This window comes from Halorhodospira sp. 9621 (assembly GCF_022228055.1).
GTDB classification, from domain to species: domain Bacteria; phylum Pseudomonadota; class Gammaproteobacteria; order Nitrococcales; family Halorhodospiraceae; genus Halorhodospira; species Halorhodospira halophila_A.
In genome coordinates, this window is sequence record NZ_JAJNRD010000010.1 from 68,380 (window position 1) to 84,972 (window position 16,593).

Here is a 16,593-nt window from a genome sequence, read left to right on the forward strand (position 1 = left end):
CCTGCGGGAGGGCCGGTGAGCGAGGCAGGGCGGAGCATCGGCCAGGCGCTGCGCGAGGGCATCGATGCGCTGCGGGCGTCGAGCGCGTCGGGGCGGCTTGATGCCGAGCTGCTTCTCGCCGAGGTCCTCGGTGTCGGCCGCAGCCACCTGTTCGCCTTCCCCGAGCGCCCGGTCCCCACCGCGACCATCGACGCCTACCGGAACCTGCTCACCCGTCGGGCCGCCGGTGAGCCCGCGGCCTACCTGCTGCGCCGCTGCGAGTTCCGCGACCTGTCGCTGACGGTGACCCCGGCAGTCCTTGTGCCCCGCCCCGAGACCGAACACCTGGTCGAGCAGGCCCTGGCTTGCCTGCCCGCCGGGGGCAGCCTGCTCGAGCTGGGCACCGGCAGCGGCGCCATCGCCCTGGCGGTGGCCAGCGAACGCCCCGACGCCCGGATCACCGCCACCGAGCGCAGCGAGGCTGCCCTGGCCGTGGCGCGGGAGAACCGGCAACGCCTGGGACTGACGAGCGTGGAGCTGATCGCCGGTGACTGGGACGAGGGGGTGCCGGCCGGCCCCTTCCAGGTCATCGCCAGCAACCCACCTTACGTCGAGACCACCGCTCCGGAGTGGACCAACGGCGGCCTCGGGCACGAGCCGCGCGAGGCGCTGGCCGCCGGCTGCGACGGGCTGGCAGCTATCCGCAGCCTGCTTGCACCGGCTGCCGGAGAGCTGGCCCGGGGCGGCTGGCTGATGCTCGAGCACGGCGCTGCCCAGGGCGAGGCCGTGCGCGGGCTGTTCGCCGCCGCCGGGCTGGAACAGGTGCGCACCGAGCGCGACCTGGCCGGACTCGAGCGACTGACGCTGGGGAGACGACCGTGAACGACGAGCAGCTGCTGCGCTACAGCCGGCAGATCATGCTGCCGGAGCTCGATATTGCCGGGCAGCAGCGCCTGGCCGGCAGCCGGGCGCTGATCGTGGGCGCCGGCGGGCTGGGCTCGCCGCTGGCCCTCTACCTCGGGGCCGCCGGGGTGGGCGAACTGCGCATCGCCGATGACGACACCGTGGACCTGTCCAACCTGCAGCGCCAGATCGCCCACCGCCACGACGCCATCGGCCAGCCCAAAGCGACCTCAGCGGCGCGGGCCGTCGCCGCTCGCAACCCGGAGATCACCCTCTCGCCGCTGCAGGAGCACCTCGAGGGCGGGCGCCTGAGCGCTGAGGTGGCCGCTGCCGACGTGGTCATCGACGCCACCGACAACTTCGCCACCCGCTTCGCCCTCAACGCCGCCTGCGTGGCGGCACAGCGGCCGCTGGTCAGTGCCGCGGTGATCCGTTGGGAGTTGCAGGTCACCGCCTTCCGCCCCGGCGGACGACCCTGCTACCGCTGCATCTACGCCGAAGGGGATGAGCCGCAGCTGACCTGCAGCGAAAGCGGGGTGCTCGGCCCCCTGCCCGGCGTGGCAGGGACCCTCGAGGCGGTGGAGGCGATCAAGATCCTCTCCGGCGCCGGCGACCCCCTCTTCGGCCGCCTGCTGCTGATCGACGCCCTGCGCATGCGCCTGCGCACACTGACCGTGAACGCCGACCCCCACTGCCCGGTCTGCGCCGACGCGGCGTAGACCCCAGTCAGTGGTAGCTATCGCTGCCCGGGGCAGCGTTGGCGTCGCTGAGCACCTGCGCCACATCGACCCGGTCGTAGCTGTAGGTGGCGCCGCAGAACTGGCAGCGCACCTCGACCACACCCTCCTCGGCGAGCACCTGCTCGACCTCCTCGCGGCCGAGACCGCGGAGGATGGAGGCGATGCGGCCGGCCGAGCAGCGACACCGGAAGGCGAGCGTGCGCGGCTCGAAGACGCGCACGGTCTCCTGATGGAAAAGCCGGTGCAGGACATCGTGCGCCGGCCGCTCGAGCAGCTCGCGATCGGTCAGCGTCTCGGCCAGGTAGCCGATGCGATCCCAGGCGTCGGGATCCGCCTCGGTGGGCTGCGTGCCGCCACTGGCGGGCAGCCGCTGGTGCAGCAGCCCACCGGCCCGCCGGCCGTCGCAGGCCAGGTGCAAGCGGGTGGGCAGCTGCTCGGAATCCCGGAAGTAGGCTTCCAGCGTGGCCGCCAGACCACCGTCATCGATGCCGACTACGCCCTGATAGCGCTGCCCCTCCTCCGGCTCGATGGTGATGGCCAGGCGGCCGCCGGCGCACAGCTCGGCGAGGCCGCCGCGGGCGGGTTCGCCCTCGTAACGGGCGGTTCCGCGGAGGGTCCCGTCGGAGGCGTCCACCTGGGCCAGCAGCATGGACACCGCCGCGCCCTCGCCCCCCTCGACCTGGAGGCTGAGCACACCGTCGGAGCGGATGGTGGCACACATCAGCGCCGCCGCAGCCATGGCTTCGCCGAGTAGACGCGCCACCGCCGGCGGGTAGTCGTGGTGCTCACGAACGGCGGCGAACACCTGATCCAGCTGCACGATCTCGCCGCGTACGTCCGCGTTCTCGAAGATGAAGCGTTGACTGGCGTCGCTCACGATCCGTCCAGCTTTCTCTTGAGTAGCTCGTTGACCTGCTGCGGGTTGGCCTTGCCGCCGGAGGCCTTCATGACCTGCCCGACGAAGAAGCCGAAGAGCTTCTCCTTGCCCGCACGGTACTGCTCGAGCTGCTTCGGGTTGTTGGCGATGGCCTCGTCGACTAGGGCCTCGATGGCCGAGGTGTCGGTGACCTGCTTGAGGCCCTTACTCTCGATCACCTCGTCCGGCTCGCCCTCGCCGGCCCACATGGCCTCGAAGACATCCTTGGCGCCACGGCTCGAGAGGGTCTCGTCCTCGACCCGGGCCACCAGCTTGCCGAGCATCTCCGGGGTGACCGGCGAGTCGCCGATCTCCCGACCATCCTTGTTGAGGTAGGCGAGCAGCTCGCTCATCAGCAGGTTGGCAGTGCGCTTGGCGAAGCCGCCGGACTCGCTGACCGCGTGCTCGAAGTAATCGGCCATGTCCCGGGTGGCGGTCAGCACGCCGGCGTCGTAGGCCGGCAGGCCGTACTCCTCCTCGAAGCGCCGGCGCTTCTCGTCCGGCAGTTCGGGCAGGGTCTCGCGCACCTCTTCGACCAGTGCCGAGTCCACCTCCACGGGGAGCAGGTCCGGCTCCGGGAAGTAGCGGTAGTCGTTGGCCTCCTCCTTGGTGCGCATGGAGCGGGTGACGCCCTTGTCGACGTCGTAGAGGCGGGTTTCCTGGACGACTTCACCGCCGGACTCGAGCAGATCGATCTGCCGCTCGACTTCGTACTCGAGGGCCCGCTCGACGAAGCGGAAGGAGTTGAGGTTCTTGAGTTCGGCGCGGGTGCCGAAGGCTTGCTGCCCGGCCGGACGCACCGAGACGTTGGCGTCGCAGCGGAAGGAACCTTCCTGCATGTTGCCGTCGCAGATCTCCAGGTAGCGCACCAGGGCGTGGAGCTTCTTCATGTAGGCGGCGGCCTCGGCCGGCGAGCGCAGATCCGGTTCCGAGACGATCTCCATCAGCGGCGTCCCCGCGCGGTTGAGATCCACCCCGGTCATGCCGTGGAAATCCTCATGCAGGGACTTGCCGGCATCCTCCTCGAGGTGGGCACGGGTGATGCCGATGCGCTTGCCGACGCCGTCCTCGAGTTCGATGTCCAGCTGACCACCCTCGACGATGGGCAGGTCGTACTGCGAGATCTGATAACCCTTGGGCAGATCGGGGTAGAAGTAGTTCTTGCGCGCAAAGACCGACCGCGGCGCGATGCGCGCCCCGACGGCCAGGCCGAACTTGATGGCCATGCGCACCACCTCGCGGTTGAGCACTGGCAGCACCCCGGGCATGCCGAGGTCCACCGGACAGGCCTGGGTGTTCGGCTCGGCGCCGTAGGCGGTCGGCGCGCCGGAGAAGATCTTGGTGCGGGTCGCGAGCTGCGCGTGGATCTCGAGACCGATGACGGTTTCCCACTTCATGGGTGCGGTCGCTCCGTAGGCTTTGGGCGCGTCGAGCGGACGCGGGCGTTGGTTCCAGGGTATCCGGGGTCGCCCCGCATCTACTCGAACCCTTCAGGGACCTGCTTGTGCCAGTCCGTAACCTGTTGGTACTTGTGCCCGACGTTCAGCAGCCGGGCTTCGTCGAAGTAGCCGCCGATCAGCTGCAGCCCCACGGGCCGGCCGCGCGAGAAGCCGGCGGGGACCGACAGGCCGGGCAGGCCGGCGAGGTTCACCCCGAGGGTGTAGATGTCGGAGAGATACATCTGCACCGGGTCATCGGCGCGCTCGCCCAGATCGAAGGCCGGGGTCGGCGAGGTGGGGCCGGCCAGCACGTCGACCTGCTCCAGCGCCTGGCGGAAGTCGTCCGCCACCAGGCGGCGGATCTGCTGCGCCTTGCGGTAATAGGCGTCGTAATAGCCGGCGGACAGCGCGTAGGTGCCAACCAGAATGCGGCGCTGGACCTCGTCGCCGAAGCCCTCGGCACGGCTGCGCTTGTAGAGATCCTCCAGATCCTGCGGGTCAGCGCAACGGTGGCCGAAACGCACGCCGTCAAAGCGCGCCAGGTTGGACGAGGCCTCGGCCGGCGCGATGACGTAGTAGGCCGGCAGGGCCAGCTCCATGTTGGGCAGCTGCACCTCGACGAGTTCGGCGCCCTCGCCCTCAAGCACCTGCAGGGAGGCCTCGACCCGGGAGCGGACGTCGGGATCGAGCCCCTCGCCGAAGAACTCCCGCGGTACGCCGATGCGCAGCCCCTTGATTGAGCGGTTGAGCGACTCGCTGTAGTCGGGCACCACATGGTCGACGCTGGTCGAGTCGCGCTCGTCCAGGCCGGCCATCGGACCAAGCAGCAGCGCCAGGTCCTCGGCAGTGCGTGCGAACGGCCCGGCCTGATCGAGGCTGGAGGCGAAGGCCACCATGCCGTAGCGCGAAACGCGGCCGTAGGTGGGCTTGAGTCCGCAGATCCCGGAGAGTGCCGCCGGCTGCCGGATCGAGCCGCCGGTGTCGGTCCCCGTGGCAGCCGGGGCCAGGCGCGCCGCCACAGCGGCGGCCGAGCCGCCGGAGGAGCCGCCGGGGACCGCGTCCAGGTCCCAGGGGTTGCGCACCGGACCGAAGTAGCTGGTCTCGTTGGACGACCCCATGGCGAACTCGTCCATGTTGGCTTTGCCGAGCATGACCACGCCGGCCTCGGCCAGACGCCGCACCACGGTGGCGTCGTACGGCGCACGAAACGGCTCAAGCATGCGCGAGCCGCAGGTGGTCGCCACCCCGTCGGTACAGAAGATGTCCTTGTGGACCAGCGGCACGCCGGTCAGTGGCCCGGCCTCGCCGGCGCGCAGCCGGGCGTCGGCGGCGTCCGCGGCAGCTCGGGCCTGCTCGGCGGTGACGGTGATCAGGCTGTTGAGCCCGGGGTCGTACGTCTCGATGCGCTTGAGCAGGGCATCGGTGAGTTCACGGCTGGAGACTTCTCCGGCGTGCAACGCCGCGGAGATCTCGGCAACGGTCTTCTGGTGCATGGGTGTTCGGCTTCCGTTACTCGACGACGCGGGGGACGAGGTACAGGCCGGCCTCGACGGCCGGCGCCCCGGACTGATAGTGATCGCGCAGGTTGGGCTCGGTGACCTCGTCCGGGCGCAGGCGCTGCGTGGCATCCCAAGGGTGGGCCATAGGCTCGACGCCCTCGGTATCGACGCTTGCCATCTGCTCGACGAACTCCAGGATCCCCGTCAGGTCGCGGGCGTACCCGGAAACCGCCCCGTCGTCGATCCGGATGCGGGCCAGGTGCGCGATCTGCTGCACCTCATCTGCCTCGATGGCCATAGAGCCTTTCTCCCCATAACTGGCGCGATAGCAACCGTAAAACCTACCATAGCCCCGAGCTTGCCCAAACCCCGGGGCACTGCTAGATTGAGCCACCTTCGACCTTAGGAACGCTGGGCATGTTTAAGGGTATCCGCGGACTCTTCTCCAACGATCTATCCATCGATCTTGGCACGGCCAACACGCTGATCTACCTGCGCGGTCAGGGCATCGTCCTGAGCGAGCCGTCGGTGGTCGCCATCCAGCAGGATCGCGACGGCGGCAGCAAGCGCATCGCGGCGGTCGGCGCCGAGGCCAAGCGCATGCTCGGGCGCACCCCGGGGACGATCCGCGCCATCCGGCCCCTGAAGGACGGCGTCATCGCCGACTTCACGGTGACCGAGAAGATGCTCCAGCACTTTATCAAGAAAGTGCATGAGGCCCGCTTCTTCAAGCCCAGCCCGCGGGTGCTCGTCTGCGTGCCGTGCGGCTCCACGCAGGTCGAGCGCCGGGCCATCCGCGAGTCGGCGGCCGGCGCCGGGGCGCGTGAGGTGCACCTGATCGAGGAGCCGATGGCGGCGGCGATCGGCGCCAACATGCCCGTCGACGAGGCCAGCGGCTCGATGGTGCTCGATGTCGGCGGCGGCACCTCGGAGGTCGCGGTGCTCTCGCTCAACGGCATCGTCTACTCCGCCTCGGTCCGCCTCGGCGGCGATCGCTTCGACGAAGCCATCGTCAACTACGTCCGTCGCAACTACGGGATCCTCATCGGAGAAGCCACCGCCGAGCGCATCAAACAGGAGATCGGTACCGCTTTCCCCGATACCGAGGTCAACGAGATCGAGGTCCGCGGCCGCAACCTGGCGCAGGGCGTGCCGCGCAGCTTCACCCTGAACTCCAATGAGATCCTCGAGGCGCTCCAGGAGCCGCTGTCCGGGATCGTCTCGGCGCTCAAGACCGCTCTGGAACAGACGCCGCCGGAACTCGGCGCCGACGTTGCCGAGCGCGGTATCGTGATCACTGGCGGCGGTGCGCTGCTGCGCAACCTCGACCGGCTGATCATGGAGGAGACCGGGCTGCCGGTGGTCGTCGCCGACGAGCCGCTGACCTGTGTCGCCCGTGGCGGTGGCCGGGCCCTGGAGCTCATGGACGAACGGGGCGCCGATCTGTTCGTCAGCGAATAGACGAACCACCGCAGCTGCAAACCCGGGTGGGGCCTGCGTTAGACTGGCAGGCTCCGCAAGCTGACGCTGCGAGGCTCGGTGAACCATTAAGCCGTTATTCACACAGGGTCCGTCGGCCACCGTGCGCCTGGTGCTGCTGGCCACGGTCTCGATCCTGCTCATGAGCCTGGACCACCGCGAGCACCTCGTCGAGCCGGTCCGCGAGACCGTCTCCGGGGTGGTGTATCCGCTGCGGTTCGTCGTCGACGCCCCCTTCTCCATCGCGGAACGGGTCTCCGAGCGGCTGGCCACACGCCATCAGATCATGGAGGAAAACCGCCAGCTGCGCGACCGGCACCTGGCGTACCAGGAGCGGCTCCAGCGCATGCAGGCCCTGGAGCGGGAGAACGAGCGCCTGCGCGAGCTGCTCGGCTCCTCGGAACGGCTCGAGACCGAGGTGGCCATCGCCGAGCTGATGCGCGTCGAGCTCGACCCCCACACCCACCTGGTCGAGATCGACCGCGGTGCCAGTCAGGGGGTGTTCGTCGGCCAGCCGGTCCTGGATGCCAACGGGGTCATGGGCCAGGTGGACCGGGTCGGACCCCGCTCGGCCAGCGTGCGGCTGATCTCCGACCCAAGCCACGCCATCCCGGTGGAGAACCATCGCAACGGGCTGCGCACCGTGGCTCTGGGCAGCGGCGACCCGCAGCGACTGGAGCTGGCCAACGTGCCGGGCAACGCCGACATCCGCGAGGGTGATCTGCTCACCGCCTCCGGGCTTGGCGGCGCCTTCCCACGCGGCTACCCGGTCGCCGAGGTCACCTCGGTGGAGGTGGAGGCCGGCGAGCCCTTCGCGCGGGTGACCGCCCGGCCGGCCGCGGAACTCGACCGCAGCCGCAAGCTGCTGCTGGTCTCCGTGGCCGACGACCCGGATACGCCCGGCGCCGAGGACGACGCCGGGGCCGCCGACGACAAGAGCGAGGACGAGTCTTGACGGGTCATCGGCCACGCAATGGGGGCGGGGTGATCCTGCTCAGCTTCATCATGGCCCTGATGCTGACCATCGTACCCATGCCGGGCTGGGCGCAGGAGTTCCGCCCGGAGTGGACGGCGCTGATCCTGCTCTACTGGAGCCTGGCGTTGCCCGAGCGCGTGGGCGTCGGCGTCGGGTGGCTGGCCGGGCTGTTCCAGGACGCCCTGCTCGGGACCCTGCTCGGGCAGCACGCCCTGGCCTTCGCCCTGATCGCCTTCCTGGCGCTGCGGCTGCACCAGCACCTGCGCCTGGTGCCGGTCTGGCAGCAGGCGCTGGTCGTGCTCGGGCTGCTGCTGGTGGCGCAGTTGGTGATCCTCTGGATCAACGGCATCATCGGACGGCCGGCACCGGACTGGCAGGCGTGGGCTGCGATCCTGGTTGGCGCTGCCATCTGGCCGATGGTCTTTCACATCATGAGGGGGGTGCGGCGCCGCTTCCAGGTGCAGTGACACCGGCGGGAACGGCGGGCAATGAGGTAGCTGGTGAGCCTTTCCATTCGCGATCAGCAACAGGACGCCTCCAGGATCCGGCGACGGATCGTGGTGGCCGGCGTGTTGTGCATCCTCGTGGTCGCCGGGCTGATGACCCAGATGGTGCGCCTGCAGGTGGTCGATCACCATCACTACGCCACCCTCTCCCAGGAGAACCGCATCAAGGTCAACGCGATCCCGCCGAGTCGCGGCCAGATCCTCGATCGCAATGGCGCCATCCTTGCGGAAAACCGCCCCTCTTACCAGCTGGTGGCGACCCCGGAGCGCGTCCCGGACATCGACACCATGCTCGACGAGGTCGGCGAGATCATCGAGATCACTGAGGCCCAGCGCGAGCGCTTCCTCAACCGCCTGAACAACTCCCGTCACTTCGAGGCCCTGCCGCTGCGCACCCGACTGGACGAGGAGGAAGTGGCCAAGCTCGCCGTCCACCGCCACCGCTTCCCCGGCCTGGAGGTGGATGCCCGGCTGGTACGCCACTACCCGCAGGGCCAGACCGGGAGTCACGCCGTGGGCTACGTCGGGCGCATCACCGCCCGGGACCTGCGCCGCATCGACCGCACTGCCTACCGCGGGACCAATCACATCGGTAAGAGCGGGATCGAGCACGCCTACGAACAGGTCCTCCACGGTGAGGTGGGCGTCGAGCGTGTGGAGACCAACGCCGCCGGCCGCGTGCTACGCACCCTCGACCGCCACCCGCCGCGATCCGGCGACGACCTCATCCTGACCCTAGACATCGATCTGCAGGACGCCGCAGAGCGCGCCCTGGGCGATCAGCGCGGGGCGGTGGTGGCCCTGGACCCGGACAGCGGCGACATCCTGGCCATGGCCAGCCGTCCGCACTACGACCCCAACAAGTTCGTCCGCGGCATGAGCCGGGAGCGCTTCCAGGAGCTGGAGGACACTGGCTGGCAACCGCTGATCAACCGCCCGATCCGCGGGCTCTATCCGCCGGCCTCCACCATCAAGCCCTTCGTCGGCCTGGCCGCCCTGGAACATGACGTCATCCGCCCGGATACTGAGATCCACTGCGACGGCAGCTATCACGTGGAGGGCCGCGACGAACCCTTCCGCTGCTGGCGGGACTGGGGGCACGGGGATACCGACTTTGTCCGGGCGGTGGCCGAGTCGTGCAACGTCTTCTTCTACGACACCGCCTTCCGCCTCGGGATCGATCGGATGTCCGCGTTCCTCGAGCCGTTCGGCTTCGGCACGCCGACCCGGGTGGACACCTCCGGCGAACGCAGCGGGATCCTCCCCAACCGCGACTGGAAGCGCCGTGCCCTGGGCGGCGGCTGGTACCACGGCGAGACCGTGATTACCGGCATCGGCCTGGGCTACTTCAGCACCACGCCCATGCAGCTGGCCCGGGCCACCGCCATCCTGGCGAACCAGGGACGCATCGTCGAACCGCGCCTGGTCCAGACGATCCGCGATGGCGAAGCGGGACACGAGTCGCGAACCGCCGCTAGCACCCCCCAGGAACGCATCGAGCTGAACGACCCGGAGCACTGGGAGCTCACTACCGAGGCCATGCGAGCCGCCGTCGAGCACCCCCGCGGCACGGCGCGGCTGATCGGCGACGATCTGGACTACAGCCTGGCCGGCAAGACCGGTACCGCGCAGGTCACCGAGAGCCGCGAGGACGACGACGAGGAGGAGATCCCCGAGCATCTGCGCAGTCACGCCCTGTTCATCGGTTTCGCGCCAGCGGAGGATCCGGAGATCGCCGTGGTCGTGGTGGTCGAGAACGCCGAGGGCGGCGGCGGTGCCGCAGCGGCCCCGGTGGCCCGCGCCGTTACCGATGTCTGGCTGACCGAAGATTACGCCTTCCTCGAGGACCTGGAGGCCGGCCGCATCGACGAGAGCGAGGTCGAGGACGAGGAAGAGGCCCCGATGGAGCTGATGCCATGAGCACAAGCGCCCTGCCCGGCAGCCAGGGGGTTGGTGTCCGGCTCTCGTTCCTGCAGTCGCGACTACACCTCGACGGGGTGCTGCTGACCGCGTTGGCCGCTGTCGCCGCCTTCGGCGTGGCAGTCCTATACAGCGCCTTCGGCGAGGACTGGGACCAGACCCGGAACCAGGTCATCCGCGTCTCCTTCGGCTTCCTGGCGCTATTCGCCTGCGCGCAGATTCCGCCGCGCACCCTGCGCCGCTGGGCACCTTGGGTCTTCGGCGTGGGCATGGCGCTGCTGGCCGCGGTGATGGTCATGGGCGTCATCGGTCAGGGGGCGCAGCGCTGGATCGACCTCGGCTTCATGCGCTTCCAGCCGGCCGAGCTGATGAAACTGGCCCTGCCGCTGATGCTCGCCTGGCTGCTGGCCGATCACGACATCCCGCCCCGCCCGCGGCGCGTGATGCTGGCGCTGGTGCTGATCGCCGCGCCGGTCGGGATGATCGCCGTCCAGCCGGACCTGGGCACCGCCGTGCTGGTGGCGGCCTCAGGCTTCTTCATCCTCTTCCTGGCCGGCCTGGGGTGGCGGTGGATCCTGGGCGGCGTCGCCGGAGCCGGCGCCGCGGCACCGCTGCTGTGGTTCTTCGTCATGCACGACTACCAGCGCGCCCGGGTACTGACCTTCCTCAACCCCGAGAACGACCCCCTCGGCGCGGGCTACCACATCATCCAGTCGAAGATCGCCATCGGCTCCGGCGGGCTGTTCGGCAAGGGCTGGCTCAACGGCTCCCAGGCGCACCTGGAGTTCATTCCTGAACGCCACACCGACTTCGTGCTGGCGGTGGTGGCCGAGGAGTTCGGCCTGATGGGCGTGGCGCAGCTGCTCGCCGTCTATCTGATCATCGTCGGCCGCGGCCTCTACATCGCCGCCCGCGCTCAGGACAACTTCAGCCGTCTGCTCGCCGGCAGCATCTCGCTGACGTTCTTTATCTACGTCCTGGTCAACGCCGGGATGGTCTCGGGGCTGCTGCCTGTGGTCGGTCTGCCGTTGCCGCTGGTCAGCTACGGCGGCTCGTCACTGGTGACCATCATGGCGGCTTTCGGTATTCTCATGGCCATTCACACCCACCGTCGTCTCTGGTCGTGAGGGCCTGCAGCCGGTCATGAACCAACGCCTCCGTCACGCCACCGTGGCACTGCTGTGCGCCAGTGCGCTGCTCGGCACTGCCACCGCCACCACCACCGAGCGCGAGCGTTTCGCCGATCAAGTGGCCGAGCGCCACGACCTGGACGCCGAGCACCTGCGCGCGGTGCTCGCCGCCGCCGAGCACGATGAGCGGGTGCTCGAGCGCATCGCCGCCCCGGCCGAAGGACTCCCCTGGCACGAGTACCGCGGGATCTTCCTCACCGAAGAGCGCATTGCTGCCGGCCGCGACTACGGATCCGAGCACCGCCGAATGCTTGCCGAGGTCAGCGACGAGCACGGCGTGCCCGAGCCGGTGATCCTGGCCATCCTCGGCGTGGAGAGCTACTACGGCCAACGCCGCGGCGACCACCGGGTCCTCGACGCCCTGAGCACGCTGGGCTTCTCCGACCACCCGCGTGCCGGCTTCTTCCGGGACGAGCTGGAGGCCTACCTACTGCTCAGCCACGAGAACGAGTGGGACCCCACGGAGCCCACCGGCTCCTACGCCGGCGCCCTGGGTAAGGCGCAGTTCATCCCGTCGAGCTACCGCGCCTACGCCGTGGATCAGGACGGCGACGGGCGCCGCGACCTGATCGACAACCCGGCGGATGCCGCCGGCAGCGCCGCCCACTACCTGGCCCGGCACGGCTGGGAGCCCGGCGCGCCGGTAGCCCGCCGGGTGGAGGCCGAGGGCGCAGACTGGCAGCAGGCGCTGGCCGACACCAACCGCCCCGTGCCCGCCCGAAAGACCGTCGCCGAGCTGGAGGCGCTGGGGGTCGAGGTGCCGGAGTCGCTCGACGGCGACACCCCGGCGGCGCTCATCGAACTTGAGGGCGAAAGCGGCCCGCAGCTGTGGCTGACGCTGCAGAACTTCTACGTCCTGACCCGTTACAACCACAGCGCCCTCTACGCCATGGCCGTCTACCAGCTGGCCGAGGCCATTGCCGGGGGGCAACCCGAGTGAGGCCGCTTGCCACGGTGCTGCTCACTACGGCCAGCGGCGTAGCACTGATCGCCGGCTGCGCCGCCCCGGAGCGCGACCTGCCACCGCCCCGTCCGGATGAGGACCCGGCCGAACGGGTTGCCACCGACGGGCCCTCGGATCGCGACCCCGAGGAACTCGCCCGCCTGCCCGACGCCGTACCGCAGGACGTGCCGCCGAGCCGCTACGGCAATCCCAACCAGTACGAGGTCTTCGGCGAGACCTACCACACCATGAGCCGGGAAGAGGCCGAGGGCTTCACCCAGCGCGGGCGCGCCTCCTGGTACGGGACCAAGTTCCACGGCCGGCGCACCTCCAGCGGCACCCCCTACGACATGTACGCCATGACCGCCGCCCACCGCGAGCTTCCGCTGCCCACTTGGGTGGAGGTCACCAACCTGGAAAACGACCGCCGGGCGGTGGTCAAGGTCAACGACCGGGGCCCCTTCGTCGACCCCGACGAGCGCATCCTGGATCTGTCTTATGCCGCCGCGGTGCGCCTGGACGTGGCCGATCAAGGCACGGCCCCGGTGAAGATCCGCGTGGTGACCCCGGACGATCCGCCGCGGGACAAGGCCGACAACACGGATGCCGAGGTCGGCGATGCGCCGGCGGTGGAGACCTTCGGCGTCGACGATGAACGCGAGCCCGATCCCATCGAGGAGCTGATCACTGCACGGGAGGAGCGCGAGGACGAAAACGACTCCGGCGACACGCCCGCCTCCGCCGGCATCCCGGCAACGGTCCAGGTGCGCACCGCCGACCGCCTGCTGGACGAGGCCGGGGCGATCCAGCCGATCGCCATCCATCTGCAGACCGGCGTGTTCGGCCAGCGCGAGAACGCCGAGCGAATGCGGACCCGGATTCGCGAACTGGACCCGGAAGCCGAAGTGGCCGTCGAGGAGATCGATGGGGCCGAGGGGCCGCTGCACCGCGTTCGCCTGGGGCCGCTGGAGAACCTCGCCGACGTGGACCGCCTAGAACGGACCCTGGAGGAGGCGGGGATCGATCACTACCGCATCACCCCGTAACCCCCCCGCCCCCACCCGCAAACGCGTTACAATGAGAGCTCGTTGTGCCATCCGTCGAGACCGCCGCCATTCCGATGATGAGACGAACCCTCCTACGACTGCTCGTCCCCGCCCTGCTGACCGCCGGGCTCCTTCCCATTGCCACCGCCGACGACCGCTGGGGTACGCCCATCGTCGAATCGGTCCCCACGCCATCGCCGCCGAGCATCGGCGCACCGAGCCACCTGCTCGTCGACATGCACAGCGGCTACATCCTCGCCCACCGCGACCCCGAGGAGAGCTGGGAGCCGGCCAGTCTGGCCAAGATCATGACCGCCTACGTGGTCTTCGAGGAGCTCGCTGACGGGCACATCGGACTCGAGGACAAGGTTACCGTCAGCGAGAACGCCTGGCGCTCCAGCGGATCGCGGATGTTCCTGGAGGTCGGCAACGAAGTCACCGTGGCCGAGCTGCTGCAGGGGCTGATCGTGCAATCCGGCAACGACGCCGCCGTGGCGCTGGCCGAGCACGTGGCCGGGGACGAGGACACCTTCGCCCAGGTCATGAACCAGTACGCCAGCCGCCTGGGCATGGAGAACACCCGTTACACCAACGCCACGGGCATGCCCCATGAGCAGATGCGCACCACGGCCAGGGACACGGCGCGCCTGGCCCGGGCCATGATCGACGACTTCCCCGAGTTCTACGACTGGTACTCGCAGCGCTCCTTCGAGTACGCGGGGATCAACCAGCACAACCGCAACCGCCTGCTCTGGCGCGACGAGACCGTCGACGGGCTGAAGACCGGCTACACCAGCTCCGCCGGCTACAACCTGGTCACCTCCGCCGAGCGCGGGGGCATGCGCCTGATCTCCGTGGTCCTCGGTACCGAAAGCGAGGATGCGCGGGCCCAGCAGAGCCTGCAGCTACTCAACTACGGCTTCCGCTTCTTCGAGACCCACCGCCTCTACAGCGCCGGCGAGCAGCTGACCGAGGCGCGCGCCTGGATGGGCGAGGTCGACTCCGTGGCCCTGGGCATCCCGGACGATCTCTACGTGACCATCCCCCGCCAAGAGTACGACAACCTCACCGCCTCGGTAAGCGTCGACGGCCAGATCCGCGCCCCGGTGGCGGCTGGCACGGAGATTGGCACGCTGAAGATCGAGCTTGCCGGCAGCGTGATCCACGAGGAGCCGCTGATCGCCATGGAGGACGTCGAAGAGGGGGGCCTCTGGCGCCGCATGATCGACCAGGTCTGGCTGCAGTTCGAGTAGCCGATGGGCAATCCGGCGACCTGCTACCTCAACGGCGAGCTGATGGCGCTCGCCTCGGCGCGGATCTCGCCCCTGGATCGCGGCTTTCTTTTCGGCGACGGGGTCTACGAGGTGATCCCCTGCTACGGTGGCGTGCCCTTCCGGCTCGATGCGCACCTGCGGCGGCTGGCCAACTCACTGGCGGCCATCGACTTGGCCGATCCGCTCTCCCCAAGGGGCTGGACGGAGGTCTTCGAGCAGGTCTGCCGGGCTAACGGCGGCGGCGATCAGTCGCTCTACCTCCAGGTCACCCGGGGCTGCCCCGAGCGGCGCACCCACGAGTTCCCCGGGCGCAGCGAGCCGACCGTCTTTGTCATGAGCTCACCGCTGCCGGCGGCCGGTGCCTTTGCCGACGGGCTGCACGCCACCCTGCGCGAGGACCTGCGCTGGGCCCGCTGCGACATCAAGGCGGTAGCCCTACTGCCCAATGTGCTGCTGCGCCAGGAGGCCATCGCCGCCGGCGCCGACGAGGCCATCCTGCACCGCGATGGACAGATCACCGAGGGTGCGGCGAGCACGGTCTTCCTCGTCCGCGACGGCGAGCTGGCGACACCGGCGCTTCACCCCGGCCTGCTCCCCGGGATCACGCGGGAAGTAATCCTCGAGCTGGCCGAGCAGCACGGGCTACCCTTTCGGTGTCGCCCGATCGGCCTGGACGAACTGCGGTCGGCGGACGAAGTCTGGCTGTCGAGCGCCACCAAGGAGGTCGCCCCGGTGCTGCGCATCGACGGAGACCCGGTGGGCAACGGCAGCCCCGGGCCGGTGTTCGCGGCCATGCGGGGCTGGTTCACCCGACTGCGTGAGGCAACCGCCCGCGGGAGGCAGCCATGAGCGAATTCAACGCCGACAATACGCCCCTGGAGTTCCCCTGCCGGATCGGGGTCAAGGCCATGGGACACGCCGGCGCCGACCTGGCCACGCGCGTCGAGCGCATCGCCGCCGGCCACGCTACGATCCTCGAGGTGCGCACCACCGGCAGCCGCACCGGCCGCTATGTGTCGGTAACGGTGACCATCGAGGCCCACAGCCGCGACCAGCTCGAGGGGCTCTACCGCGAGCTCAATGCCGATGACGCCATCATGGTGACCCTCTAGGAGGCCGCCCTTTTGCCCTGCGCCCTCGAACACATCCATACCCGCTACCTGGGTGAGCAGCCTTACGAGGCCACCTGGTCCGCCATGCGCACCTTCACCGACGAGCGCAGCGCCGCGACGGCCGATGAGCTCTGGCTGCTCCAGCACCCGCCGGTCTACACCCTGGGCCAGGCGGGCCGCGCGGAGCACATCCTCGATGCCGGCGAGACGCCGGTGGTGCGCACTGACCGCGGCGGCCAGGTCACCTGGCACGGTCCGGGGCAACTGGTTGCCTACCCCCTACTCGACCTGCGGCGCTGGAACCTGGGGGTACGCACCCTGGTCCACGCCCTGGAGCAGGCGGTCATCTCGCTGCTCGCCGCCTACGGGGTCCCCTCAGGCCGCCGTGAGGACGCCCCGGGGGTCTACGTGGAGGGGGCCAAGGTAGCCGCGCTGGGGATCCGGGTCCGCCGGGGCTGCAGCTATCACGGGCTGTCGCTGAACGTCAGCAACGACCTAAACCCCTTCCAGCGCATCAACCCCTGCGGCCATGCCGGTCTGCCCACGACGCGGCTGCGTGACCTGGGCATCACCACGTCGCTGGACCGGCTCGAGGTGGAACTGGGCATCTATCTGCTGCAGGCCATCGACGCCGCCTCCCGCGAACCCCGCCAAGAGCCCGCCTGAGGGTA

Annotated in this window: 17 protein-coding genes; 13 read left to right on the forward strand and 4 right to left on the reverse strand. The window is 69.6% G+C overall.

Annotated elements, in window-relative coordinates:
- Window positions 1-15: 15 nt before the first annotated feature.
- The gene (prmC, locus tag LRF89_RS06885) at window positions 16-861 is read left to right on the forward strand and encodes a peptide chain release factor N(5)-glutamine methyltransferase (RefSeq protein WP_238636824.1); all 846 of its coding nucleotides are present in this window, start codon (window positions 16-18) and stop codon (window positions 859-861) included.
- Window positions 858-1,601, forward strand: a complete 744-nt coding sequence (locus LRF89_RS06890; RefSeq protein WP_201169776.1) for a molybdopterin-synthase adenylyltransferase MoeB — start codon at window positions 858-860, stop codon at window positions 1,599-1,601. Before prmC ends, LRF89_RS06890 begins: the two co-directional genes overlap by 4 nt.
- 7 nt (window positions 1,602-1,608) lie before the next feature.
- Here LRF89_RS06890 and hslO read toward each other — a convergent pair whose 3' ends face one another.
- From hslO to gatC, 4 genes are all read right to left on the reverse strand, one after another.
- On the reverse strand, window positions 1,609-2,499 hold the full coding sequence (gene hslO / locus LRF89_RS06895) for an Hsp33 family molecular chaperone HslO (RefSeq protein WP_201169778.1): 891 nt from the start codon (window positions 2,497-2,499) through the stop codon (window positions 1,609-1,611).
- Window positions 2,496-3,935, reverse strand: a complete 1,440-nt coding sequence (gatB, locus tag LRF89_RS06900) for an Asp-tRNA(Asn)/Glu-tRNA(Gln) amidotransferase subunit GatB (RefSeq protein ID WP_201169779.1) — start codon at window positions 3,933-3,935, stop codon at window positions 2,496-2,498. The genes hslO and gatB overlap by 4 nt, the downstream gene beginning before the upstream one ends.
- An 80-nt stretch (window positions 3,936-4,015) precedes the next feature.
- The gene (gene gatA / locus LRF89_RS06905) at window positions 4,016-5,470 is read right to left on the reverse strand and encodes an Asp-tRNA(Asn)/Glu-tRNA(Gln) amidotransferase subunit GatA (protein ID WP_201169780.1); all 1,455 of its coding nucleotides are present in this window, start codon (window positions 5,468-5,470) and stop codon (window positions 4,016-4,018) included.
- A 16-nt stretch (window positions 5,471-5,486) separates the two neighbouring features.
- On the reverse strand, window positions 5,487-5,774 hold the full coding sequence (gene gatC, locus LRF89_RS06910) for an Asp-tRNA(Asn)/Glu-tRNA(Gln) amidotransferase subunit GatC (protein ID WP_201169782.1): 288 nt from the start codon (window positions 5,772-5,774) through the stop codon (window positions 5,487-5,489).
- 119 nt (window positions 5,775-5,893) lie between these two features.
- Here gatC and LRF89_RS06915 point away from each other — a divergent pair, with 119 nt between their 5' ends.
- From LRF89_RS06915 to lipB, 11 genes are all read left to right on the forward strand, one after another.
- Window positions 5,894-6,937, forward strand: coding sequence for a rod shape-determining protein (locus LRF89_RS06915; protein WP_201169784.1), 1,044 nt, complete (start codon window positions 5,894-5,896; stop codon window positions 6,935-6,937).
- An 85-nt stretch (window positions 6,938-7,022) separates the two neighbouring features.
- On the forward strand, window positions 7,023-7,910 hold the full coding sequence (gene mreC / locus LRF89_RS06920) for a rod shape-determining protein MreC (protein WP_201169837.1): 888 nt from the start codon (window positions 7,023-7,025) through the stop codon (window positions 7,908-7,910).
- Window positions 7,907-8,398: a rod shape-determining protein MreD gene (gene mreD / locus LRF89_RS06925; protein ID WP_238634710.1), complete on the forward strand. Its 492-nt coding sequence runs from the start codon at window positions 7,907-7,909 to the stop codon at window positions 8,396-8,398. The genes mreC and mreD overlap by 4 nt, the downstream gene beginning before the upstream one ends.
- 33 nt (window positions 8,399-8,431) lie before the next feature.
- The gene (gene mrdA / locus LRF89_RS06930) at window positions 8,432-10,357 is read left to right on the forward strand and encodes a penicillin-binding protein 2 (protein ID WP_238633320.1); all 1,926 of its coding nucleotides are present in this window, start codon (window positions 8,432-8,434) and stop codon (window positions 10,355-10,357) included.
- Entirely contained in the window at window positions 10,354-11,484 is a 1,131-nt protein-coding gene (gene rodA, locus LRF89_RS06935) for a rod shape-determining protein RodA (RefSeq protein WP_238633319.1), read from the forward strand. Before mrdA ends, rodA begins: the two co-directional genes overlap by 4 nt.
- A gap of 16 nt (window positions 11,485-11,500) precedes the next feature.
- Entirely contained in the window at window positions 11,501-12,487 is a 987-nt protein-coding gene (gene mltB, locus LRF89_RS06940) for a lytic murein transglycosylase B (protein WP_238633318.1), read from the forward strand.
- A complete protein-coding gene (locus LRF89_RS06945; protein WP_238636825.1) occupies window positions 12,484-13,536 on the forward strand; it encodes a septal ring lytic transglycosylase RlpA family protein in 1,053 nt (350 codons plus the stop codon). The genes mltB and LRF89_RS06945 overlap by 4 nt, the downstream gene beginning before the upstream one ends.
- Window positions 13,537-13,610: 74 nt before the next feature.
- A complete protein-coding gene (locus LRF89_RS06950; protein ID WP_201242975.1) occupies window positions 13,611-14,789 on the forward strand; it encodes a D-alanyl-D-alanine carboxypeptidase family protein in 1,179 nt (392 codons plus the stop codon).
- A 3-nt stretch (window positions 14,790-14,792) separates the two neighbouring features.
- The gene (locus LRF89_RS06955; protein WP_201242973.1) at window positions 14,793-15,659 is read left to right on the forward strand and encodes a D-amino acid aminotransferase; all 867 of its coding nucleotides are present in this window, start codon (window positions 14,793-14,795) and stop codon (window positions 15,657-15,659) included.
- The gene (locus LRF89_RS06960) at window positions 15,656-15,922 is read left to right on the forward strand and encodes a YbeD family protein (protein WP_201169802.1); all 267 of its coding nucleotides are present in this window, start codon (window positions 15,656-15,658) and stop codon (window positions 15,920-15,922) included. The genes LRF89_RS06955 and LRF89_RS06960 overlap by 4 nt, the downstream gene beginning before the upstream one ends.
- A 12-nt stretch (window positions 15,923-15,934) precedes the next feature.
- Window positions 15,935-16,588, forward strand: a complete 654-nt coding sequence (lipB, locus tag LRF89_RS06965) for a lipoyl(octanoyl) transferase LipB (RefSeq protein ID WP_201169804.1) — start codon at window positions 15,935-15,937, stop codon at window positions 16,586-16,588.
- Window positions 16,589-16,593 lie beyond the last annotated feature (5 nt).